The following is a 19,577-nucleotide window of genomic DNA, read 5'->3' on the forward strand; positions in this document are numbered from 1 at the left end:
CGGCCTTTATTGATCTGGATCAATAAAGCCAGGAGCCTGCCCCTCACACTGGGCGCCTCGAAACCACTGGAGCCCGGCATGACAGCCGCCCTCGCCTGGGACGCCGACCTCATCGCCCGCTACGATCGCGCCGGCCCCCGCTACACCTCCTACCCCACCGCCGTGCAATTCCACGACGGCATCGGCCCCTTCGACCTGCTCGGCGCCCTGCGCCTGAGCCGCCAGGCCGGACGCCCGCTGTCGCTCTACCTGCACGTGCCCTTCTGCGCCAACATCTGCTACTACTGCGCCTGCAACAAGGTCATCACCAAGGACCGCAGCCGCAGCGCCGCCTACCTCGACGCCCTGCGCCAGGAGATGATCCTCACCAGCCGGCACCTGGATGGCGCCCAGCGGGTGGAGCAACTGCACCTCGGTGGCGGCACCCCGACCTTTCTCAATCCCATGCAGCTGCGCGAGCTGATGGCCGATCTGCGGCGCCACTTCACCCTGGCCGACAGCGACCGCGGCGACTACTCCATCGAGATCGATCCGCGCGAAGCCGACTGGAGCACCATGGGCCTGCTCCGCGAGCTGGGCTTCAACCGCGTCAGCTTCGGCGTCCAGGACCTGGACCTGCAGGTGCAACTGGCGATCAATCGCCTGCAGCCCTTCGACGACACCCGCACCCTGGTGGAGGCCGCCCGCGCCCTCGACTACCGCTCCATCAACCTCGACCTCATCTACGGCCTGCCCCGGCAGACCCCGGCCAGCTTCGCCCACACCGTGGAGCGGGTCCTGGAGCTGCAACCGCATCGCCTGTCGGTGTTCAACTACGCCCATCTGCCGCAGCGCTTTCCGCCGCAGCGGCGCATCGAGGCCAGCGAACTGCCGGACCCCGCGGTCAAGCTGGAGATGCTGCAGCGCACCGTGGAGCAACTGCTGGGTGCCGGCTATCGCTACATCGGCATGGATCACTTCGCCCTGCCCGACGACGACCTGGCCATCGCCCAGGAAGAAGGCACCCTGCAGCGCAATTTTCAGGGCTACACCACCCACGGTCACTGCGACCTGCTGGGCCTGGGCGTCTCCGCCATCAGCCAGATCGGCGAGGTGCTCTGCCAGAATACCCCCGACCTCGCCCGCTACCAGGAGCGCCTGGGCCAGAGCGAACTGGCGGTGGCCCGTGGCCTGCGTCGCTCGCGGGATGACCGCATCCGTGGCGCGGTGATCGCCCAGCTGATCTGCCATTTTCAGCTGGATTTCGCCGCCATCGAACGCAGCTGCGAGCTGGATTTTCGCCACTACTTCGCCGACGCCTGGCCGCAGCTCGAGGCCATGGCCGCCGATGGCCTGATCCGCCTCGATGCCCGCGGCCTGCAGGTGCTGGCGCCCGGCCGCCTGCTGATTCGCGCCCTGTGCATGCTGTTCGACCGCTATCTGCCGGGCGACGACAATCAGCGTTTTTCCCGGGTGATATGACCCATGCTTGCCACGACTGCTAAAGTTAGACTTTTGGAACCAGACGAGAAGCGATCTTCCCCCATGACCGAGCCCCTCAAGCTGCGCACCGCCCAGGCCCATTGCAAGGATTGCAGCCTCGCCTCGCTGTGCCTGCCGCTGTCGCTCGATCTGAAAGACCTGGACGCCCTCGACCAGATCGTCAAGCGCGGCCGGCCGCTGGCCAAGGGCGACCACCTGTTCCGCCAGGGCGATACCTTCGGCTCGGTCTATGCGGTGCGCTCCGGCGCCTTGCGCACCAGCAGCCTGAGCGATGCCGGGGAGGAGCAGATCACCGGCTTCCACCTGCCCAGCGAACTGGTCGGGCTATCGGGCATGGATACCGAGCGCTATCCGGTCTCGGCCCGGGCGCTGGAAACCACCACCGTCTGCGAGATCCCCTTCGAGCGCCTGGACGAGCTCTCCGAGCAGCTGCCGCAACTGCGCCGGCAATTGCTGCGGGTGATGAGCCGGGAGATCCGCGACGATCAGCAGATGATGGTGCTCCTGTCCAAGAAGAGCGCCGACGAGCGCATCGCCACCTTCCTGGTCAATCTCTCGGCGCGCTTCCATGCCCGTGGCTTTTCCGCCCAGCAATTCCGCCTGAGCATGTCGCGCAACGAGATCGGCAACTTCCTCGGCCTGGCGGTGGAGACCGTATCGCGGGTCTTTACCCGCTTCCAGCAGAGCGGCGTGCTGGCGGCCGAAGGCAAGGAGGTACGCATCCTCGACTCCGCCCGCCTCTGCGCCCTCGCGGGCGGCCAGCTGGAAGGCTGACGGCGTGCGCCTGCCGCTCAGCCAGCGGCAGGCGCCCAGCCCCGCTAGAAGCTGTAGCTGACCGTCGCGGTCACGTTGCGCTCTTCGCCGAAGTAGCAGAAGTCCAGGCTGTAGCAGGACGCCACATAGTCCTTACCCATCAGGTTGTTGGCATTGACCCGCGCCGTGAGCCCCGGCATCCCCAGCCGGGTGAAATCATAGGCCAGCATGGCGTCCACCAGGGTGTAGGCCGGTACCTTACGGGTGTTGGCCTTGTCCGCCCAGCTGGTGCCCACGTAGCGCGCCCCGGCGCCGACGCTGAACCCCGCCAGGGGCCCCGCCAGCTCGTACTGCCCCCACAGCGAGGCCTGGTGCCGCGGCGCCTGGTTCGGCGTATTGCCCTGGGTGCCGTCCAGCGCCTGGGTGTACTCGATGTCGGTGAAGGTGTAGCTGCCCAGCAGCTTGAGGCGCTCGGCCAGTTGCAGATGGCCCTCCAGCTCCAGGCCCCGGGAGCGGATCTCGCCTACCGAGGAATAGAAGTCTTCCTGCGGCAGCTTGGTCGCCACGTTTTCCTGGGTGATATGGAACAACGAGGCGGTGTAGAAGCTGGTGCTGCCCGGCGGCTGGTACTTTAGGCCCAGCTCCCACTGCTTGCCCTCGGTGGGCTCCAGCGGATTGCCCGCCGCATCGTTGTAGGCATTGGGATTGAAGGAGGTGGAATAGCTCAGGTAGGGCGCCAGGCCATTGTCGAACAGATAGAGTGCCCCGGCCCGCCCGCTGGCCTGGCCGCGGCGCGCGCTGCTGCGCGAACCCGCCAGACGATCCTCGATGCCGATCTCCACCCAGTCCTGGCGTAGACCCAGGGAAAAGCGCCAGCGATCCAGCTCGATGAGATCCTGCAGGTAGACGCCGGTCTGCGCCAGCTCGCGGCGGTATTCGGTGCCGGGGGAGAGGGTCACCTGACCGCCGTAGCTGGGCTCGAAGGCGTCCAGCGGATCCGCCGTGCCACTGGGCCAATCCACATGGGTCCAGCGACGCTGGTAGTCCAGCCCGGCGAGCAGGGTGTGCCGGCTGCCGGCCCAGTCGAAGTCCGCCTGGACCAGATTGTCCAGGGTATAGGCGTGCAGGTTCTCGCGGCCGCCGGAGTAATAGCGATTGAGCAGGTTGCTGTCGCCAACATAGCCGTAGCCATAGACCTGCTCCAGTTCGACCCGCGACTTGGCGTAGCGGAAATTCTGCCGCGCGCTCCAGACGTCGTTGAACCTGTGCTCGAACTGATAGCCGACCATCTGCTGGGTGCGTTCGAATTTGTCGTGGTCGGGTTCGCCGTCGAAGAAATGGTTGCTGATGTAGCGACCATTTCTTCGATAGAGACTGCCCTCGGCCGGCACCCCGCTGTGGTAGCCACCGTCCGGGTCCTTTTGCAGATAGGCCTGCAGGGTCAGGGTGGTGTCATCGCTGAGGTCGATGGCCAGGCTGGGCGCCAGGGCATAGCGCTCTTCTTCCACATGATCGAACTGGGTATCGCTGTGCTGGGCGAGGCCCACCAGGCGATAGGCGATACGCCCCTCCTCATCCAACGGCCCGCCGAAATCGAAACCGGCGCCGCGCTGGCCGAGATTGCCCAGGGTGGCCTGGACCTGGTGATAGGGCTGGTACAGCGGCTTCTTGCTGGTGAGCGCCACCAGGCCGCCCGGCAGACTGCGGCCATAGAGCACCGAGGCCGGTCCCTTCACCACGTCGATGCGCTCGAGAAAGTAGGGATCGACCTGCAGCGAGCTGAAGGTGCCGCTGTCGCCCATGGTCTTGAGGCCGTCGAGAAAGACGTTGTCGACGCTGTTGTCGGCAAAGCCGCGCATCACCACATAGTCATAGCGATTGGAGGCGCCGATCTGGCCGGTGAAGATGCCCGGGGTGTACCTCATGGCCTGCTGCACGGTCTTGGCACCCTGGTCATCGATCTGCTCGCGGGTTACCACCGAAACCGACTGGGAGGTTTCCAGCAGACCCTTGCTGGTCTTGGTGGCCACGTCGCTATGGGTCGCCAGGTAGCCATCGGTCTCGCCCAGGGCATTGCCCAGGGCGAAGCCGGTCACCGTGGTCTCGCTGAGAGACGTCACCCCGGTCGCGGCCGCCGACTCCAGGCGATAGCTGCCATCGGCCTGACGCACCGCCTGCAGGCCACTGCCCTGGAGGATCTGCTGGAAGCCCTCGGCCGGTGTGTAGCGGCCCTGCAGCCCCGGACTGCGGCGACCCTCCAGCCCCTGGGCGGGGGCCGACAGCAGTACCCCGCTCTGGGCGGCGAAGGTGCTCACCACCGTGGCCAGGCTACCGGCCTCGATGCGGTATTCCTGGGCAATGGTGGCAGCCTGGGCCAGGCCCTGGGGCGCGGTCAGGCCGGTGACACCTAGCGGTACGGTCAGGGCGAAGGCGCGCAGGGCGCGGCGCAGGGGATGCAGCGTGAAGCGGATAGGGCGATGCATGGAGGGCCTCGAAACAGGGATCGTTTCCCCTAAGCCCCACGAGAACGCCAAAGGGGAACCCACCGCGGCAATTTTTTCAGGCGGGCACGATCTGCACCCACCAGGGCAGGCGCCGCTCTACCCGTACCGGCAGGCTGTCGGCCAGGGCCGCCAGCGCGCGGTCGGTATCCATGAGGGGATAGCTGCCCACTACCCGCAACGGGGCGACCGTGGCGGTGCAAGTCAACAGGCCCGGGCGATAGCGCCCGAGTTCCGCCACCAGGGCCGCCAGCGACCAGTCGTCAACCACCAGCCGTCCCTGGCGCCAGAGCTGCCGCCCCGGATCGACGCGACCCAACGGCTGCACGGCGGTAGGCGTCAGCAGGGCCTGCCTACCTTCCGCCAGGGTCTCCGGCCTGGCCTGGCGTGGCAGCAGCTGCAGAGCACCGCTGTAGGCCGCGACCTCCAGACCGTCGTCACGCGCGCGGACCGCGCAGCAGCCCGCACCGAAGCGCACCCGACCCACCGTCGCCTCCAGCACCGTGGGCGCGCTTCCGCCGCGGCTTTCGAACAGCGCCTCGCCGCGCAACAGCCGCCAATGGTTTGCCGTCGCCTGTACCAGCTGGCTGTCGGTGTTGAGCCAGACGCGTACCCCGGCCGCCAGATCGAAGGCGCGGATCTCGCCGACCGCCGTGCTCAGCGCAGGGCCCTGCCCCAGCCGCCAGTCGTCCGGCCGCGTCCAGCCAAGGGCCAGACCACCCAGCGCCAGTCCCAGCACCTTGAGCGCCCGCCGTCGTCCCAGGGATTCGCGCCGCGCCAGGGCCATCCGCCCCGACGGGGGCAGACCGCTGAAGCGGGCGCTGATCTCCTCCACCCGCGCCCAGGCCACGGCGTGGCGACTATCCGCCTGTAACCAGCGCTCCCAGGCCCGCTCGGTGGCTGGATCCACCTCGTCGGCGGCGAGTTCGGCGAACCAGTTCGCCGCCTCTTCCAGAGGTCCGCCCTGGCTGGGTGTGAGAAGACTCAAGACACCAGTTCCAGGCAATGCAGCATGGCCTGGGCCATGTACTTCTTCACCATCCGCTCCGATACGCCCAGACGCCCTGCGATGACGGCATAGGTGAGCCCTTCCAGCTGTGCCAGCAGAAAGGCCTGGCGCACCCGGCCAGGCAGGCGGTCGAGGAGCGCATCGAGTTCGGTGAGGGTTTCCAGGATGAGCGCCTGGGCTTCCGGCGAAGGCTGTACGGCTTGCGGTCGCGCGGCGAGCGCTTCGAGATAGGCGCGCTCCAGGGCCTGGCGCCGCCAGTGGTTGGCCAGCAATCCCTGGGCGATGGTCGCAAGGAAGGCACGGGGTTCACGCAGCCGTTCCAGCTCTCCTTCCCGGGCCAACAGCCGGACGAAGGTGTCCTGGGCCAGGTCGGCCGCCTGCCCCAGGCAACCCAGCCGCCGCTGCAGCCGCTCGCGCAGCCAGCCGTGGTGGTCCAGGTAGAGGGTCCGGATATGTCCGTGCCGGTCGGACTCGAGCGTCTGCATCACCATCCTCGGAAGCAGCTGACTTCCGATAATGATAATGCTTCTCGATCACAAGATACAGGCCTGTTGCCCTTTCAAGGCGGCGGGATAGCGCAACGCTAGAGCGAGATCGGCTTGCGCCCGGCAAAGGCGTGGGTCAGGGTGCCGCCGTCGACCAGATCCAGTTCGCCGCCCAGGGGCACGCCATGGGCGATACGGGATATGGTCAGGCCCTTGGGCGCCAGCAGCTGGGCAATGTAGTAGGCGGTCGCCTCGCCTTCCACCGTGGGGTTGGTGGCGATGATCATTTCGGTGAAGCTACCCTCGCTGACGCGCCGCTCGAGTTCGGGCACGCCAATGGCGTCCGGCCCCAGGCCGTCGATGGGCGACAGGTGCCCCTTGAGCACGAAGTAACGCCCGCGATAGCCGGTCTGCTCCACGGCGAAGACATCCATGGGGCCCTCCACCACGCAGAGCAGGCTGTCGTCACGCCGGGTGTCGGCGCAGAAGCCGCAGATCTGGTCTTCGCTGAGGGTGCGGCAGCGCTGACAGTAACCGACCCCTTCCATGGCGGCGCTGAGGGCAGAGGCCAAGCGCTGGCCACCCTGGCGTTCGCGCTCGAGCAGTTGCAGGGCCATGCGCTGGGCGGACTTCTGGCCGACACCGGGCAGGACCCGGAGCGCATCGATCAATTGGCGAATCAGGGGACTGAAGCTCATGGACTACCGTACTGGAAGGCGGGAGAAACGGGTGTCCGACGGACACCCGCTATTGAAGCGTCTTAGAAAGGCATCTTGAAGCCGGGCGGCAGCTGCATCCCGGAGGTCATGCCGGACATCTTGTCCTGGCTGTTCTGCTCGATCTTGCGCACGGCGTCGTTCACCGCGGCGGCGATCAGGTCTTCGAGGATTTCCTTGTCTTCCTGCATCAGGCTGTCATCCAGGCTGACGCGCTTGACGTCGTGTCGGCCGGTCATGACGACGCTGACCAGGCCGGCGCCGGATTGCCCGGTCACTTCGGCGTTCGCCAGCTCTTCCTGCATCTTCTGCATCTTTTCCTGCATCTGCTGGGCCTGCTTCATCAGGCCGGCCATGCCACCTTTCATCATGTCTGCTACCTCGAACTATGAATGGAAAACCGGTCAGGCTTGGGTGTCGACCGGCTCGATGGTACCCGCGCGCACCGTGGCGGCGAACTGTTGCATCATCTGGCGGATGAGCGGGTCGTCCTGAATGGACTGCTCCGCCTGCCGCTGCCGCTCCGCCCGGCGCCGCGCAGCGGCCTGGGCGGGCGTCTCCTGCTCGGGGGTCTGGATGGTGACCTCGAGCGTGATGGGTCGTCCCTGCTGCTGATTCAACGCATCGTTGAGCCGGCGCTGCTGGTTGGCGTTGAACAAGGCGCTCTGCGCCGGATCCAGGTGCAGGTGCCAACGATCACCGTCCACCGCCACCAGTGTGCAGTTGGCCGCGATGCTGGCGGTCAGACCGCCCAGCTTGAGGTCGGGGAACAGCGCCTGCCAATCGGCCGCGAGGCCCGTGGCCGGCTGCACCGCAGGCGCTGGAGCCGCGGCTACCTCGTCGACCACCGGTTCGCCAAGGCTGTCGAGATAGTCGTCCAGCCCTACTTCGTAGTAATCCTCGGCTGGCGGCGGCTCTTCGTCACCGTCCAGATCGTCACCGGAGGTGTCCGCCGGCAACTCGGCGATCACCGTCGCCGCAGGGGTCGTCTCGACCCGGGGCGTGGCGAGTGCGCTGGGCGTCGCCTGGGGCGCTGGCGTAACGGGCCGCGCCACCGGAGCCGGCGCCTTTGCCGCCTCGACTACTGGTTGCGCAGGTTCCTCCCAGGGAAGATCGACCAGCGACTCTTTAGGGGTGGTATTACCCGAAGATGGCGATGCCTGTTCCAGCGCGGGTGCCGTTTGAGGCGAGGCTGCAGGCGCTGCCGGCGTCGGGACCGCTGCGGCCACCAGACGGGGGTTGGAGTCAGCCGTGGCCGGGCTGGCTCCCGTCGTCTTTAAGGCCGGTCGCTCGGGGATGGCCGCACCCGCCGGCCGGAAGGCCAGCATGCGCAGCAGGACCATCTCGAAGCCGTGCCGCGGGTCCGGTGCCAAAGGCAGATCGCGCCGGCCAACCAGACCCAACTGGTAATAATACTGGACGTCTTCCGCCGGCAGCGTCTGCGCCAGGGTCAACACCCGCTCGCGATCGCCCTGGCCATTGTCCACCGCATCGGGCAACACCTGGGCGATGGCCACGCGGTGCAGCACGTTGAGCAGCTCGGCCAGAACACCGCCCCAGTCGGGACCCTGCTCGGCCAGATGACGGACCGCATCCAGCACGGCGCGACCATCCCCTTCCAGCAGGGCCTGGAGCACATCGTAGACCTGGCCATGATCGAGGGTCCCGAGCATGGCGCGCACATCGGCGGCCAGCACCTTGCCCTCGCCAAAGGCGATCGCCTGATCGGTCAGGCTCATGGCGTCGCGCATGGAGCCATCGGCCGCACGACCCAGCAGCCAGAGGGCGTCGTCTTCGAAGGGAATGCTTTCCGCGGCGAGCACCTGCTGCAGGTGGGCAACGACCCGCTCCGGCGGCATGTTCTTCAGCGAGAACTGCAGGCAGCGTGAGAGGATGGTGACCGGCAGCTTCTGCGGATCGGTGGTGGCGAGCAGGAACTTGACGTGAGGCGGTGGCTCTTCCAGCGTCTTGAGCAGCGCATTGAAGCTGTGGGTGGAGAGCATGTGCACCTCGTCGATGAGGTACACCTTGTAGCGACCGCGGGACGGTGCGTACTGCACGTTCTCCAGCAGCTCGCGGGTGTCTTCCACCTTGGTGCGACTGGCGGCGTCCACCTCGATGAGATCGACGAAACGGCCTTCGTCGATCTCGCGGCACACCGAGCAGCTGCCACAGGGCGTCGAGCTGATGCCGGTCTCGCAATTCAGGCACTTGGCCAGGATCCGCGCGATGGTGGTCTTGCCCACCCCGCGGGTGCCGGTGAACAGATAGGCGTGGTGCAGCCGCTCGTTGTCCAGCGCATTGATCAGCGCCTTGAGCACATGGGTCTGGCCGACCATTTCGCGGAACGACCGCGGGCGCCATTTGCGCGCAAGAACCTGGTAACTCATCGAGACCTGATCAGGAGAAGACGTGAGGGGAGCACATGCTAACGAAGAGGGGCCGCGAATGCATCCCGCGGCGTGGCATCGGAGCGATGCCGTGCGGGCTGCGGCTACCTCCCTAGATGAAGGCGGCCAAGCGGCTTTTCAAGCGATCAGGAGGGAAAGCGCCAGCGAAAAAGCCGTTTCAGGCACGCAGGCAGTGGTCTTCGCCATCGGCCAGGACCACGCTGGAGACGTAGGCTGCCAGGGCATCCAGCTGGCCACGCAGTCGGGTCACGGTGGCGTTCATCTTGAAGGGATTGCTTGCCTCCTCGTTGGTCAGGTCGATCCTGATCAGCAGCAGGGGCTCATTGGGATGGTAGATGTGGGCGATCAACGTCACCGCGGTATCGCGTCGGCAATCGATGCGATAGGGATGGAGACCATTGCTGAGGGCGCGTCCTGCGCTTTCGAGTCCGTTCTTCACGATGAATCCTTGGACATTTGTCCAGTAATGATGAGACGGCGCGCATGATGGCATAGAGCCATGAACCAAAACAGTGCATTTCGTCACGAAAGCCCTGTGGAGCGGTTAACCAGGCAGTGCGAGCGGAAGAAGGGAAGAAGGGAAGAAGGGAAGAAGGGAAGAAGGGAAGAAGGGAAGAAGGGAAGAAGGCAGGGAGAAAAAGCGGAGATGGGAAAAGCGGAGGGCAGAAATGGAGGTGGCCCCGCCAGCCACACCCCGGCACACGACATCACCGCTGCGGCTGCTCCCTTCCGGGCCTGACCGGGTTCACGGTTGATCGTTGCGGGGGGACCGACAGAGCCACCATAACGCCTCACCCTGAGGTGAGGTGCATCATTCTACGCGGTTGGGGCGAAGTTGCAAGCCATACAAGGACTTAGGTTCGCTAGGGTGCCGCCTGCAGGTCCCAGAGCGCGGCGAAACTGCCCTCCCCCTCGCGCAGCCGCTGCGGCGGGCCGTCCTCGACGATGACGCCCTGCTCCAGCACCAGGATGCGGTCGAAGCCGGTCAGGGTGGATAGCCGATGGGCCACCGCCACCACGGTGCGGCCCTCCATCAATTCCAACAGTGCCCGCTGGATGACCGTCTCGGAATGGCTGTCCAGCGCCGAGGTGGCTTCGTCGAGGATGAGGATGGGCGCATCCTTGAGAAAGGCCCGGGCGATACCCAGACGCTGGCGCTGACCACCGGAAAGCAGCACGCCGCGCTCGCCAACCGGGGTGTCGTAGCCCAAAGGCAACTCGCGGATGAAGTCGTCGCAATAGGCGTGGCGGGCCGCCGCCTCTACCTCGACGTCGCTGGCTTCCGGACGGCCATAGCGGATGTTCTCGCGAATGCTGCGATTGAACAGCGCGGTCTCCTGGGGCACCACGGCGATGCGCTGGCGCAGGCTGTCCTGACTGACCGTGCGGATGTCCTCGCCATCGATGCAGATCCGTCCCTGCTGGACATCGTCGAGGCGCTGCAACAGCCCGATCAGGGTCGACTTGCCGGCACCCGACGGCCCCACCAGCCCGATCTTCTGGCCGGCCGGCACCTCCAGATCGAAACCCTGGAACACCTGCCGCCCATCAGGATAGCGATAGTTCACGCCCGTAAAGCTCAGGGCGCCGCGCGCCTGGGTCAGGGGCCGCTCGACATCACTCTGGCCGTGGGGCTGGATAAGGATGCGCAGCGTTTCGCCGATGGCGCCCAGTTGCTGAGTGGTGTCCACCAGCGCCAGGGCCAGGTCACGGGAGCCGTGCAGGATGCGAAAGGTCAGGGCACTGACCATGACCACGTCGCCGGCGGTAATGCTGCCGCGGCTCCACAGTGCGATGGCCCAGGCCAGCATACCGCCGGCCATCAGCGACAGGCAGGTGTCATGGAGTACTCGGGCCTGCTCCAGATGCATCCAGCTGCTGCGCTGGGCACGCGCCTCGACGCCGATGGCCTGGGCCAGTCGCTGCACCTCGCGCTCCCGGGCGGAAAAGGCCTTGATGGTCCAGACGTTCTGCACCAGGTCCACCAGCTCGCCGCCGACATGGGCCGACTGGGCGGCGAAGCGCTGGTGCCGCGCCCGCCCGCGAATGCCGAAGGCGGTGATCACTAAGGCCACGATCAGCACGAAGGCCACCAGCGCTCCGGCCATGCGCAGGTCCACGGTGCAGAGCACCACCACCGCGCCGATGAAGTCGACGCAGGGCGGCATGATCTTCCAGGCCAGGCCGCCGTAGATGGCCCCCGCGGCCGCTCCGGTGGCGGAGATGCGATTGCCCAGGGCCCCGGCGAAATGCTGGGAGAAGTAGTGCATCGGATGGCCCGTGAGATAGCGGAACAGATCGACGCGCAGATCGGCGCAGCTGGCCACCACCGTACGGCAACCCAGCCAGCCACCGCTGCGCCAGAACAGGTTCTCCAGCACGATCAGCGAGATGAACAGCCAGAAGGGTCCCCACACCGCCGCCCGGCGAGCCGGATCGGCCATGGCATCGACCAGCAGCTTCATGCCGTATTGCACCGCCACCGCGCAGGTCGCCGCGCCGACCACCAGCAACAGCAGGCCGCCGAAGTGCCAGGGTCGCAGGCGGACATAGCGCCAGAGAAAGGCGCCGACCCGTTCCGGCAGGGGCCATTCGGCGCGCCGCCGCTCGCGGCGCCGGGCTGCGCTCATCGCCCCTCTCCGCCTGCCAGTATCTGGCGTTGGCGCTGCAGGACCTCGGCCAGGGGCTCGTGCAGCGCCCGGCGCCCTGCCCCGTCGGCCATGCCGAACAGCCCGGTGGGACAGAGGCGATCATCATCCCAGCCGGGATAGTCGAGCACCGGATACAGGCAGATGCCCTGCACCGGCACGCCCTGGCGCAGCGCCCGCCCGACCTGATCGGCGACGTGTTCCAGCCAGGCGGCCCGCGCCGGACCTTCGGCCCCCGTCTCGGCGATCAGCAATGGCCGGCCATAGCGCTGGTGGACTTCGGCCAGCATCCCCTGCAGGGGTCGATAGGCCGGATCGTCCGCCGCCAGGGTACCGCCGTCCAGATACCACTGGTTGTCGGAGTAGTAGTTCAGACCCAGGATGTCCAGGTAATCGGGGCGACCGCCCAGGCCGGGCCACTGACGCCCGCAGAGCAGGTCCCAGGCCTCAAACTGGGCCTGGCGATAGGCCTCCGCGGCCTGGCGCTGCTCGGGGCGGCGCGCGGCGACATGGATGAGCGGATCGATGGCAAGGAACCGCGCCTCGGGCAACTCGTCACGAATCGCCTCGATAGCGGCGATGCTGGCGCGCACCAGTTGATGCTTGAGCTCCTGACCGCGGCCTTGGGCGGTGGGATTGAACAGACCCTGGTCGCCGCCGGCCCAGGCCCAGTAGGAGATCTCGTTGATCGGCGCCAGGCAGGGATGGGTCTCGCCCTCCTCGCGCAACAGCCGGGCGAAGGCGGCGGCATAGCGGGCGAAGGCATCGACGAAGGCCGGTCGCCAGATATCCAGGTGATCGGGCCAGCCATAGTGACAGAGGTCCCAGATGACCTGGACGTTAGCCGCCCGCGCGGCACGCACCTGCGGCAGGACACTCGACCAGTCATAGCGCTCGGCTTGGGCCTCTACGCGGTGCCAGCGAACGCCGTCGCGCACGGTGCGTAGGCCCTGGGCGGCCACCGCGCGATAGTCTTCCGCGGCCCAGCGATCATGGCCAGTGCTGGCGAGCAGATCCAGGCGTCGGCCATCGGCGCGTCTATGGCTGGAGCATTCGAAGCCGGCCATGAAGAAACTCTGGAAGGGCGAGCGCTCGGCCATCACGTCTTTCATGGTGCCTGCCGTGCCAGGCTTTCGTGATGTTCGGCGCTCTCCCCCGCCGCCGGCCCCAGTTCCGCTTCCTCGATGCGCTTGTAGGCGGCCAGCGCCTGACCCACGACCTGGTCCATGTTGTAGTAGCGATAGGTCCCCAGGCGACCGATGAAGACGACATTGGGTGTCGCCTCGGCCAGGTGTTGGTAGCGCCGGAAGAGCTCGGCGTTTTCCGGGCGTGGAATCGGATAATAGGGCTCGCCTTCCGCACTGGGATATTCGTAGGTCAGGCTGGTGCGCTCGTGCGTCTGGCCGGTGAGGTGCTTGTACTCGGTGATGCGGGTGTAGGGCACCGCTTCGCTGGGATAGTTGACCACCGCCACCGGCTGGAAGCGCGGCGTATCGCGCGTCTCGTGCTTGAAGGTCAGGGAACGATACGGCAGGCGACCGAAGCGATAATCGAAGAATTCGTCGATCGGTCCGCTGTAGACCAGATGCTCATGAGGGATCAGTTCACGGATCTCACGGTAGTCGGTGTTCACCATCACCTTGATGTTGGGATGATCCAGCATCCGTTCGAACATGCGGGTGAAGCCGTGCAGGGGCATCTGCTGGAAGGTGTCGCCGAAGTAGCGATCGTCGGTGGTGGTTCGGGTCGGTACCCGCGCCGTCACCGAGCGGTCCAGTTGCGACGGATCCAGGCCCCACTGCTTGCGGGTATAGCCGCGAAAGAAGGTCTCGTAGAGTTCGCGCCCGACCTGGTTGATCACCACGTCCTCGGAGGTGCGGATGTCCTCGACCGGCTCGGCGCGGGCGGCGAGAAAGGCTTCGGCGCCCTGCTCGTCCAATTCCAGACCGTAGAGGCGATTGAGGGTGGTCAGGTTGATCGGGATGGGCACCTGTTGACCCGCGACGTCGGCCAGGACCCGGTGCTCATAGGGCCGCCACTCGGTGAAGCGTGACAGGTAGTCGACGATGCGCTGGGAATTGGTGTGGAAGATGTGCGGACCATAGCGGTGCACCAGCACCCCGGCATCGTCATAGTGATCGTAGGCATTGCCGCCGATGTGCGGGCGCCGATCCACCACCAGCACGCGCTTGCCCAGTCCTGCGGCCAGCCGCTCCGCCAGCACGCTGCCGGCGAAGCCAGCCCCCACGATCAGGTAATCGAAACGCTCCAGCGCCGTTACCGCCATTGGATCTTCTCCCGCATCAGGTTACAGGTGCTGTCCCAGGACATCCCGGTCAGCAGGGCATCGGCGCGCGCCAGAAAGGCTTCGCGCTGGTCTTGACTGGCCAGGGCCGCCTCGCAGGCGGCGACAAAGGCCTCGGCGCCTTCGGCGATCCAGACCACACCGCTGTCGCCGTAGGTGCGCACCACATCGGTGATGGGGGTCGACACCACCGGACAGCCTCCGGCCAGGTATTCGGGCGTCTTGGTCGGGCTGATGAAGCGCGTCGCCTCGTTCAGCGCGAAGGGCATCAGGGCCACGTCCCAGCCAGCCAGATAAGCCGGCAACTCGTCATAGGTCTTGCCGCCCAGGTAATGCAGATTGGGCAGCTGCGGCAGGCTGGTCGGATCGATCTTGACCACCGGGCCCAGGATCACCCACTGCCACTGGGGACGCAGCTGCGCTACCGCGGCCAGCAGGTCGAGATCCAGACGCTCGTCGATCACGCCATAGAAGCCCAGCCGCGGTCGCGCCAGACCGGCCTGGTCTGCAGGCTCCGACAGGGCCGCGCGAGCCTGACCGAAGTGCGCCACGTCCACGCTGCTGGGAAAGGGAAAGACCCGCGGATGGCGGTCACGCTTGGCCTCGTAGAGGCTGTAGCCCCCGGTAAACACCAGATCGGCGCGCTGCAGCAATTCCCGCTCCCGCTGCAGCAGGGTCGGGGGCGCGCCGCGAAAGGCCGAGAGTTCATCCATGCAGTCATAGACCAGGGTCTGCGCCGGGATCTCGCCGGCATAGTCCAGCGCCATGGGCGTGAAATACCAGGCCACCGCCACCGGTTGCCGCAACTCCTGCAGATAGGTTTGCAGCAGTTCCTGCTGGGCGCAGGCTCGGGCTTCCGCGGAGAGGCCGCGAGGCAGATGCGGCACCAATACCCGCACCCCGTTCTCTTCCACCCGCACCTCAAGGTGCGACCGGCCATCCGTGGCATCCAGGGGCTCTTCGCAATAGAGCACGTTGTAGTGCTCGGCGAAGCGCACCATCTCGTGCTGCGGACGCTGGTAGACGAAGCTCCAGCGCAGATGGGCCAGGCATAGCAGCAGGGGCCTGGCAGGATCCAGGGGGCGCTCCGCAACGCGCGCGGGCTGTTTGGTCTTGCCGATCGTTTCGGTATGGGGGCCGGCCCAACTCATGGTGTGCTCCTGTGAGATCGAACGCCTGGCCGAGCGCGGCAAAACAGCCGCGCCCCGGCCGGCACCTTGGCAACTTGCAAAACGTCCAGAGACCGTCCCGAAGGTATCGGCAGGCTGACTGCGCGATATCGAGCAACGTTATCGACTTATCCAATTGGCAAGGGTTCATAACTTTGTCGATCAACTCCCGCTTCGCTAGAACCAATATCTTCATTCACCTTCAGAACAACGTCTACTCGATGAATTGGCATAACTAACGCTTCGCTCGACAAGAACTAAAGCGAAGCGTTAGTTGCACTCGAGCCTGAACGAAACAGTTATTTCGAATTAATAGCTACAGGTTTGCCGAGGACGGTTGCATGTTGATGATCACGGGCGGCGCAGGCTACATAGGTTCTCATACGACGCTGGAGCTGCTCCGTGCGGGCCACGAGGTGGTGATTCTGGACAACCTGGTCAACAGCCGCGTAGAGGTCGTGCAACGCCTTACCACGCTCGCCGGGCGGGCGCCTCTCTTCGTGCGCGGGGACGTCCGGGATCGCGCCCTCCTGGATCGGCTGTTTCAGGAGCTGCCGATCACCGGGGCCCTGCATTTCGCCGGCCTCAAGGCGGTCGGCGAGAGCGTGCAACACCCCCTGCGCTATTTCGACAACAACGTCGGCGGTACCCTGGTGCTCTGCCAGGCCATGGCCGCCGCCGGAGTGCACCAGCTGGTCTTCAGCTCTTCCGCCACCGTCTACGGCCACTGCATTCCACCCATCAGCGAAAGCTGCCCAACCGCCGAGCCGACCAACCCCTATGGCCAGTCGAAACTCATGGCCGAGCAGGTGCTGCGCGGGCTGGCCGGCGCCGATCCGCACTGGTCCATCGCCGTGCTGCGCTACTTCAACCCCATCGGAGCCCATCCTTCCGGACTGATCGGTGAAGACCCCCAGGGCACCCCCAACAACCTGGTGCCCTATCTGCTGCAGGTGGCCAATGGTCGCCGGCCCTGGCTGGACGTCTACGGCGACAACTACCCGACGCCCGATGGCACCGGCGTCCGCGACTACATCCATGTCCAGGACCTGGCCCGCGGTCATCTGGCGGCGCTGAACGCCCTGGCCCGACGCCCGGGCGTCTCGACCTGGAACCTGGGCACCGGACGCGGACATTCGGTCAAAGAGGTGGTGGCGGCCCTGGAACAGCAACTGGGCCGCGACATCCCCTGTCACTTCGCCCCGCGACGCGCGGGCGACGTGGCGCAGTGCTGGGCCGATCCGGAAAAAGCGTGGCAGGAACTGGGCTGGCGCGCCGAACGCAGCCTCGCCACCATGCTGGAAGATGCCTGGCGCTGGCAGTCGCTCAATCCCCATGGCTATCGCCAGACGACCAAGGCGGCTATCGCTGTGGAAGAAGTTTATGAGAAAGAACAACGTGCGAGCGAACCCACCACGCGCTTCGCTTGAACCCAGAACTTTTTCTTCTTAAAAATAAGGCTTCGCTTAAACCAGGCGAAGCCTTACTTTTTAATTCGTTAACATGGCACTGCTTGACAGCAATTTTAAGCGAAGCGATTAATACGCAGAAGTCTTGGCACCGCTTCGTTATAACCCAATAACGCCTGCAGTTATTGGCAGGAACAGTAAAGATCAGACCCTTGCGGGCCTGATCCCTGTCGCTAGCGAACGCCTTGCGCCTCGAGGATCTGCAGGAAGGCATCCTCGTCCAGCACCGTGACCCCTAGCTCGTTCGCCTTGGTCAGTTTGGACCCCGCCCCCGGCCCGGCCACCACCACGGCGGTCTTGGCCGATACCGACCCCGACACCTTGGCACCCAGGGCTTCCAGGCGCTCCTTGGCCGCATCGCGACTCATGGCCTCCAGGGTTCCGGTGAGCACCCAGGTCTGACCGGCGAAGGGTAATCCCTGTACAACCTGGCGCGTGCTTTCCCAATGCATGCCGAAGGCCTTGAGCTGGGCCTCGATGGCCAGCGCCTGGGCGACGTTGTCCGCCTCGGCGAAGTACTCGCGCAACCCCTGCTTGGCCCGCTCGTTGAGGCCGGACAGGGTCTTGAAGGTCAACCAGTCCTGGGAGCCTTCGATCAGCGCCGCGAGCGTGGGAAAGGCCGTGGCCAGGGTCTTGGCGCCGGTCTTGCCCAGATAGGGAATGTGCAACTGGTCGAGGAAATCGGCGAAGGCGGCGTAGCCGGAGAATTCGGCGTGCACCTCGCCCTCGTCGGCCAGCTCGATGCCGTTGGCCAGCAGCGCCTCCAGCACGTCACGGTTGTGCGCGGACTGGAAGAAGTTATGGATCTCGAAGGCCACCTCCGGCCCGATGTCCGGCAGGTAGACCAGCACCTCGGGCAGGGCCTCGCGGATACGCTGCAGGCTGCCCAGGGCGCGCGCCAGGCGCTTGGCGGTCTCCTCGCCCACCTCGGGAATTCCCAGGGCGAAGATGAAGCGGGCCAGCGCCGGTTTGCGACTAGCTTCGATGGCCGCCAGCAGGTTGCGACTGGACACCTCGGCGAAGCCTTCCAGCTCGACGACCTGCTCGTAGGTCAGGGTGTAGAGATCGGCCGGCGACTTCGCCAGCTCCCGGTCTACCAGTTGCTCGACGATGCGATCGCCCAGGCCGTCGATGTCCATGGCCCGCCGCGAGGCGAAATGAATGATCGCCTGTTTGAGCTGGGCCTGGCAGGCCAGCCGGCCAACGCAGCGATAGACCGCACCTTCGCTGACCGACTCCTTGCCCTTGCCGCGCTTGATCAGTTGGGTGCGCTCCACCGCCGAACCACACACGGGGCAATGGGTGGGGATCTCCACCGGCCGGGCATCCGCTGGCCGCCGCTCCGGTACCACCTGCATGATCTGCGGGATGACGTCCCCGGCGCGGCGCACGATCACGCTGTCACCGATCATCACGCCCAGCCGCGCGATCTCGTCCATGTTGTGCAAGGTAGCGTTGGTCACGGTGACGCCGGCCACCTGTACCGGCTTGAGCCGGGCGACCGGGGTAATGGCCCCGGTGCGCCCCACCTGGAATTCGACATTGAGCAGTTCGGTCAGCTCTTCGCGAGCGGGAAACTTATGCGCCAGCGCCCAGCGCGGCTCGCGCGCGCGAAAACCCAGCTCGCCCTGCCAGTCGAGCCGGTTGACCTTGTAGACCACACCGTCGATCTCGTAGGCCAGGGCATCGCGCCGCTGGCCGATGTCCTCGTAGTAGGCGCGGCAGCCTGCCGCGCCCTGCACCTTGCGCAACTCGCGGCTGATGGGGATTCCCCATTCACGCAGCCGCTGCAGGATGTCGTACTGGGTGTCCGGCAGCGCCCCGCCCTCGACCCGCCCGAAACCGTAGCAGCAGAACTCCAGCGGACGTTGGGCGGTGATCCGCGAATCCAGCTGGCGCAGGCTGCCAGCGGCAGCGTTGCGCGGATTGGCGAAGGTCTTGCCGCCGCTTTCCATCGCCCGGGCATTGAGTGCCTCGAAGCCGGCGCGGGACATGAACACCTCGCCGCGCACCTCCAGCACCGCCGGCCAGCCCTCGCCTTGCAGGCGTAGCGGAACGTTACGGATGGTGCGCACATTGGCGGTGATGTCTTCCCCGGTGGTGCCGTCGCCGCGGGTGGCGCCGCGGGTCAAGATTCCCGCCTCGTACAGCAGGCTGACCGCCAGGCCATCGAGCTTGGGCTCGCAGGTGTATTCGACGCCGGAATCCGGCCCGGCGAAGTCGGTCTCGCCGAATTCCTCGCGCAGGCGCTTGCCGACGCTCCGGTCGAAGTCCTGCAGATTCTCATCGGCGAAGGCGTTACCCAGGCTGAGCATGGGCACCTCGTGGCGGATGGTGCCAAAGGCGGCCAGGGCCGCGCCGCTGACCCTCTGGGTGGGCGAGTCGGGCGTCACCAGCTCGGGATGCTCGGCCTCCAGCGTCTTGAGTTCGCCGAACAGCCGATCGTACTCGGCATCGGGCACGCTCGGTTCGTCCAGTACGTAGTAGCGGTAGTTGTGGGCGTCGATCTCGCTGCGCAGGGCGGCGATGCGGGTGACAGCATCTTGGGCGTCGGTCATGGCGGTCTCTCACTGTCGCCACCCCAGGGGTGGCCCTGACGGCACCAGCGGCGCCGCGGCAAAACTTACAA

General features: G+C 66.1%; 15 protein-coding genes and 1 other RNA gene. 3 read left to right on the forward strand and 13 right to left on the reverse strand.

Annotation, left to right across the window (positions count from 1 at the left end):
• Window positions 1–78: 78 nt before the first annotated feature.
• Both hemN and fnr read left to right on the forward strand, forming a co-directional pair.
• Window positions 79–1,461, forward strand: coding sequence for an oxygen-independent coproporphyrinogen III oxidase (gene hemN, locus BMZ43_RS00865; protein WP_017639629.1), 1,383 nt, complete (start codon window positions 79–81; stop codon window positions 1,459–1,461).
• Between the two features lie 63 nt (window positions 1,462–1,524).
• Window positions 1,525–2,256: a fumarate/nitrate reduction transcriptional regulator Fnr gene (gene fnr, locus BMZ43_RS00870; protein WP_017639628.1), complete on the forward strand. Its 732-nt coding sequence runs from the start codon at window positions 1,525–1,527 to the stop codon at window positions 2,254–2,256.
• A 44-nt stretch (window positions 2,257–2,300) separates the two neighbouring features.
• Here fnr and BMZ43_RS00875 read toward each other — a convergent pair whose 3' ends face one another.
• From BMZ43_RS00875 to BMZ43_RS00930, 12 genes are all read right to left on the reverse strand, one after another.
• Window positions 2,301–4,718: a TonB-dependent siderophore receptor gene (locus BMZ43_RS00875; RefSeq protein WP_093249060.1), complete on the reverse strand. Its 2,418-nt coding sequence runs from the start codon at window positions 4,716–4,718 to the stop codon at window positions 2,301–2,303.
• Between the two features lie 76 nt (window positions 4,719–4,794).
• On the reverse strand, window positions 4,795–5,724 hold the full coding sequence (locus tag BMZ43_RS00880) for a DUF4880 domain-containing protein (RefSeq protein WP_093249062.1): 930 nt from the start codon (window positions 5,722–5,724) through the stop codon (window positions 4,795–4,797).
• Window positions 5,721–6,230, reverse strand: a complete 510-nt coding sequence (locus tag BMZ43_RS00885) for a sigma-70 family RNA polymerase sigma factor (RefSeq protein WP_017639625.1) — start codon at window positions 6,228–6,230, stop codon at window positions 5,721–5,723. The genes BMZ43_RS00880 and BMZ43_RS00885 overlap by 4 nt, the downstream gene beginning before the upstream one ends.
• Window positions 6,231–6,328: 98 nt before the next feature.
• Window positions 6,329–6,928 carry a recombination mediator RecR gene (recR, locus tag BMZ43_RS00890; protein ID WP_093249065.1) on the reverse strand — a complete coding sequence of 200 codons (600 nt, stop codon included), beginning with the start codon at window positions 6,926–6,928 and terminating at the stop codon, window positions 6,329–6,331.
• A gap of 62 nt (window positions 6,929–6,990) precedes the next feature.
• Entirely contained in the window at window positions 6,991–7,317 is a 327-nt protein-coding gene (locus BMZ43_RS00895) for a YbaB/EbfC family nucleoid-associated protein (RefSeq protein WP_007162246.1), read from the reverse strand.
• A gap of 33 nt (window positions 7,318–7,350) precedes the next feature.
• The gene (dnaX, locus tag BMZ43_RS00900; RefSeq protein WP_093249068.1) at window positions 7,351–9,336 is read right to left on the reverse strand and encodes a DNA polymerase III subunit gamma/tau; all 1,986 of its coding nucleotides are present in this window, start codon (window positions 9,334–9,336) and stop codon (window positions 7,351–7,353) included.
• Between the two features lie 178 nt (window positions 9,337–9,514).
• Window positions 9,515–9,796 (reverse strand): hypothetical protein, encoded by a 282-nt coding sequence (locus tag BMZ43_RS00905; protein WP_093249071.1) that lies wholly within the window; start codon window positions 9,794–9,796, stop codon window positions 9,515–9,517.
• Between the two features lie 239 nt (window positions 9,797–10,035).
• An RNA gene (ffs, locus tag BMZ43_RS00910) (signal recognition particle sRNA small type) lies at window positions 10,036–10,132 on the reverse strand.
• A gap of 88 nt (window positions 10,133–10,220) precedes the next feature.
• Window positions 10,221–11,987, reverse strand: coding sequence for an ABC transporter ATP-binding protein (locus tag BMZ43_RS00915; protein ID WP_093249074.1), 1,767 nt, complete (start codon window positions 11,985–11,987; stop codon window positions 10,221–10,223).
• Window positions 11,984–13,105, reverse strand: coding sequence for a glycoside hydrolase family 1 protein (locus BMZ43_RS00920; RefSeq protein WP_017639611.1), 1,122 nt, complete (start codon window positions 13,103–13,105; stop codon window positions 11,984–11,986). The genes BMZ43_RS00915 and BMZ43_RS00920 overlap by 4 nt, the downstream gene beginning before the upstream one ends.
• 8 nt (window positions 13,106–13,113) lie before the next feature.
• Window positions 13,114–14,292 carry a UDP-galactopyranose mutase gene (glf, locus tag BMZ43_RS00925; RefSeq protein ID WP_093249076.1) on the reverse strand — a complete coding sequence of 393 codons (1,179 nt, stop codon included), beginning with the start codon at window positions 14,290–14,292 and terminating at the stop codon, window positions 13,114–13,116.
• On the reverse strand, window positions 14,283–15,461 hold the full coding sequence (locus BMZ43_RS00930; RefSeq protein ID WP_093249078.1) for a glycosyltransferase family 1 protein: 1,179 nt from the start codon (window positions 15,459–15,461) through the stop codon (window positions 14,283–14,285). The genes glf and BMZ43_RS00930 overlap by 10 nt, the downstream gene beginning before the upstream one ends.
• A 359-nt stretch (window positions 15,462–15,820) precedes the next feature.
• On the opposite strand from BMZ43_RS00930, the gene galE reads away from it, so the two are divergent.
• Window positions 15,821–16,909 carry a UDP-glucose 4-epimerase GalE gene (gene galE / locus BMZ43_RS00935; RefSeq protein ID WP_093249079.1) on the forward strand — a complete coding sequence of 363 codons (1,089 nt, stop codon included), beginning with the start codon at window positions 15,821–15,823 and terminating at the stop codon, window positions 16,907–16,909.
• A 212-nt stretch (window positions 16,910–17,121) separates the two neighbouring features.
• Here galE and ligA read toward each other — a convergent pair whose 3' ends face one another.
• Window positions 17,122–19,506 carry an NAD-dependent DNA ligase LigA gene (ligA, locus tag BMZ43_RS00940; protein WP_093249081.1) on the reverse strand — a complete coding sequence of 795 codons (2,385 nt, stop codon included), beginning with the start codon at window positions 19,504–19,506 and terminating at the stop codon, window positions 17,122–17,124.
• Window positions 19,507–19,577: the final 71 nt, after the last annotated feature.

The organism is Pseudomonas sp. Snoq117.2, from assembly GCF_900110545.1.
Classification (GTDB): domain Bacteria; phylum Pseudomonadota; class Gammaproteobacteria; order Pseudomonadales; family Pseudomonadaceae; genus Chryseomonas; species Chryseomonas benzopyrenica.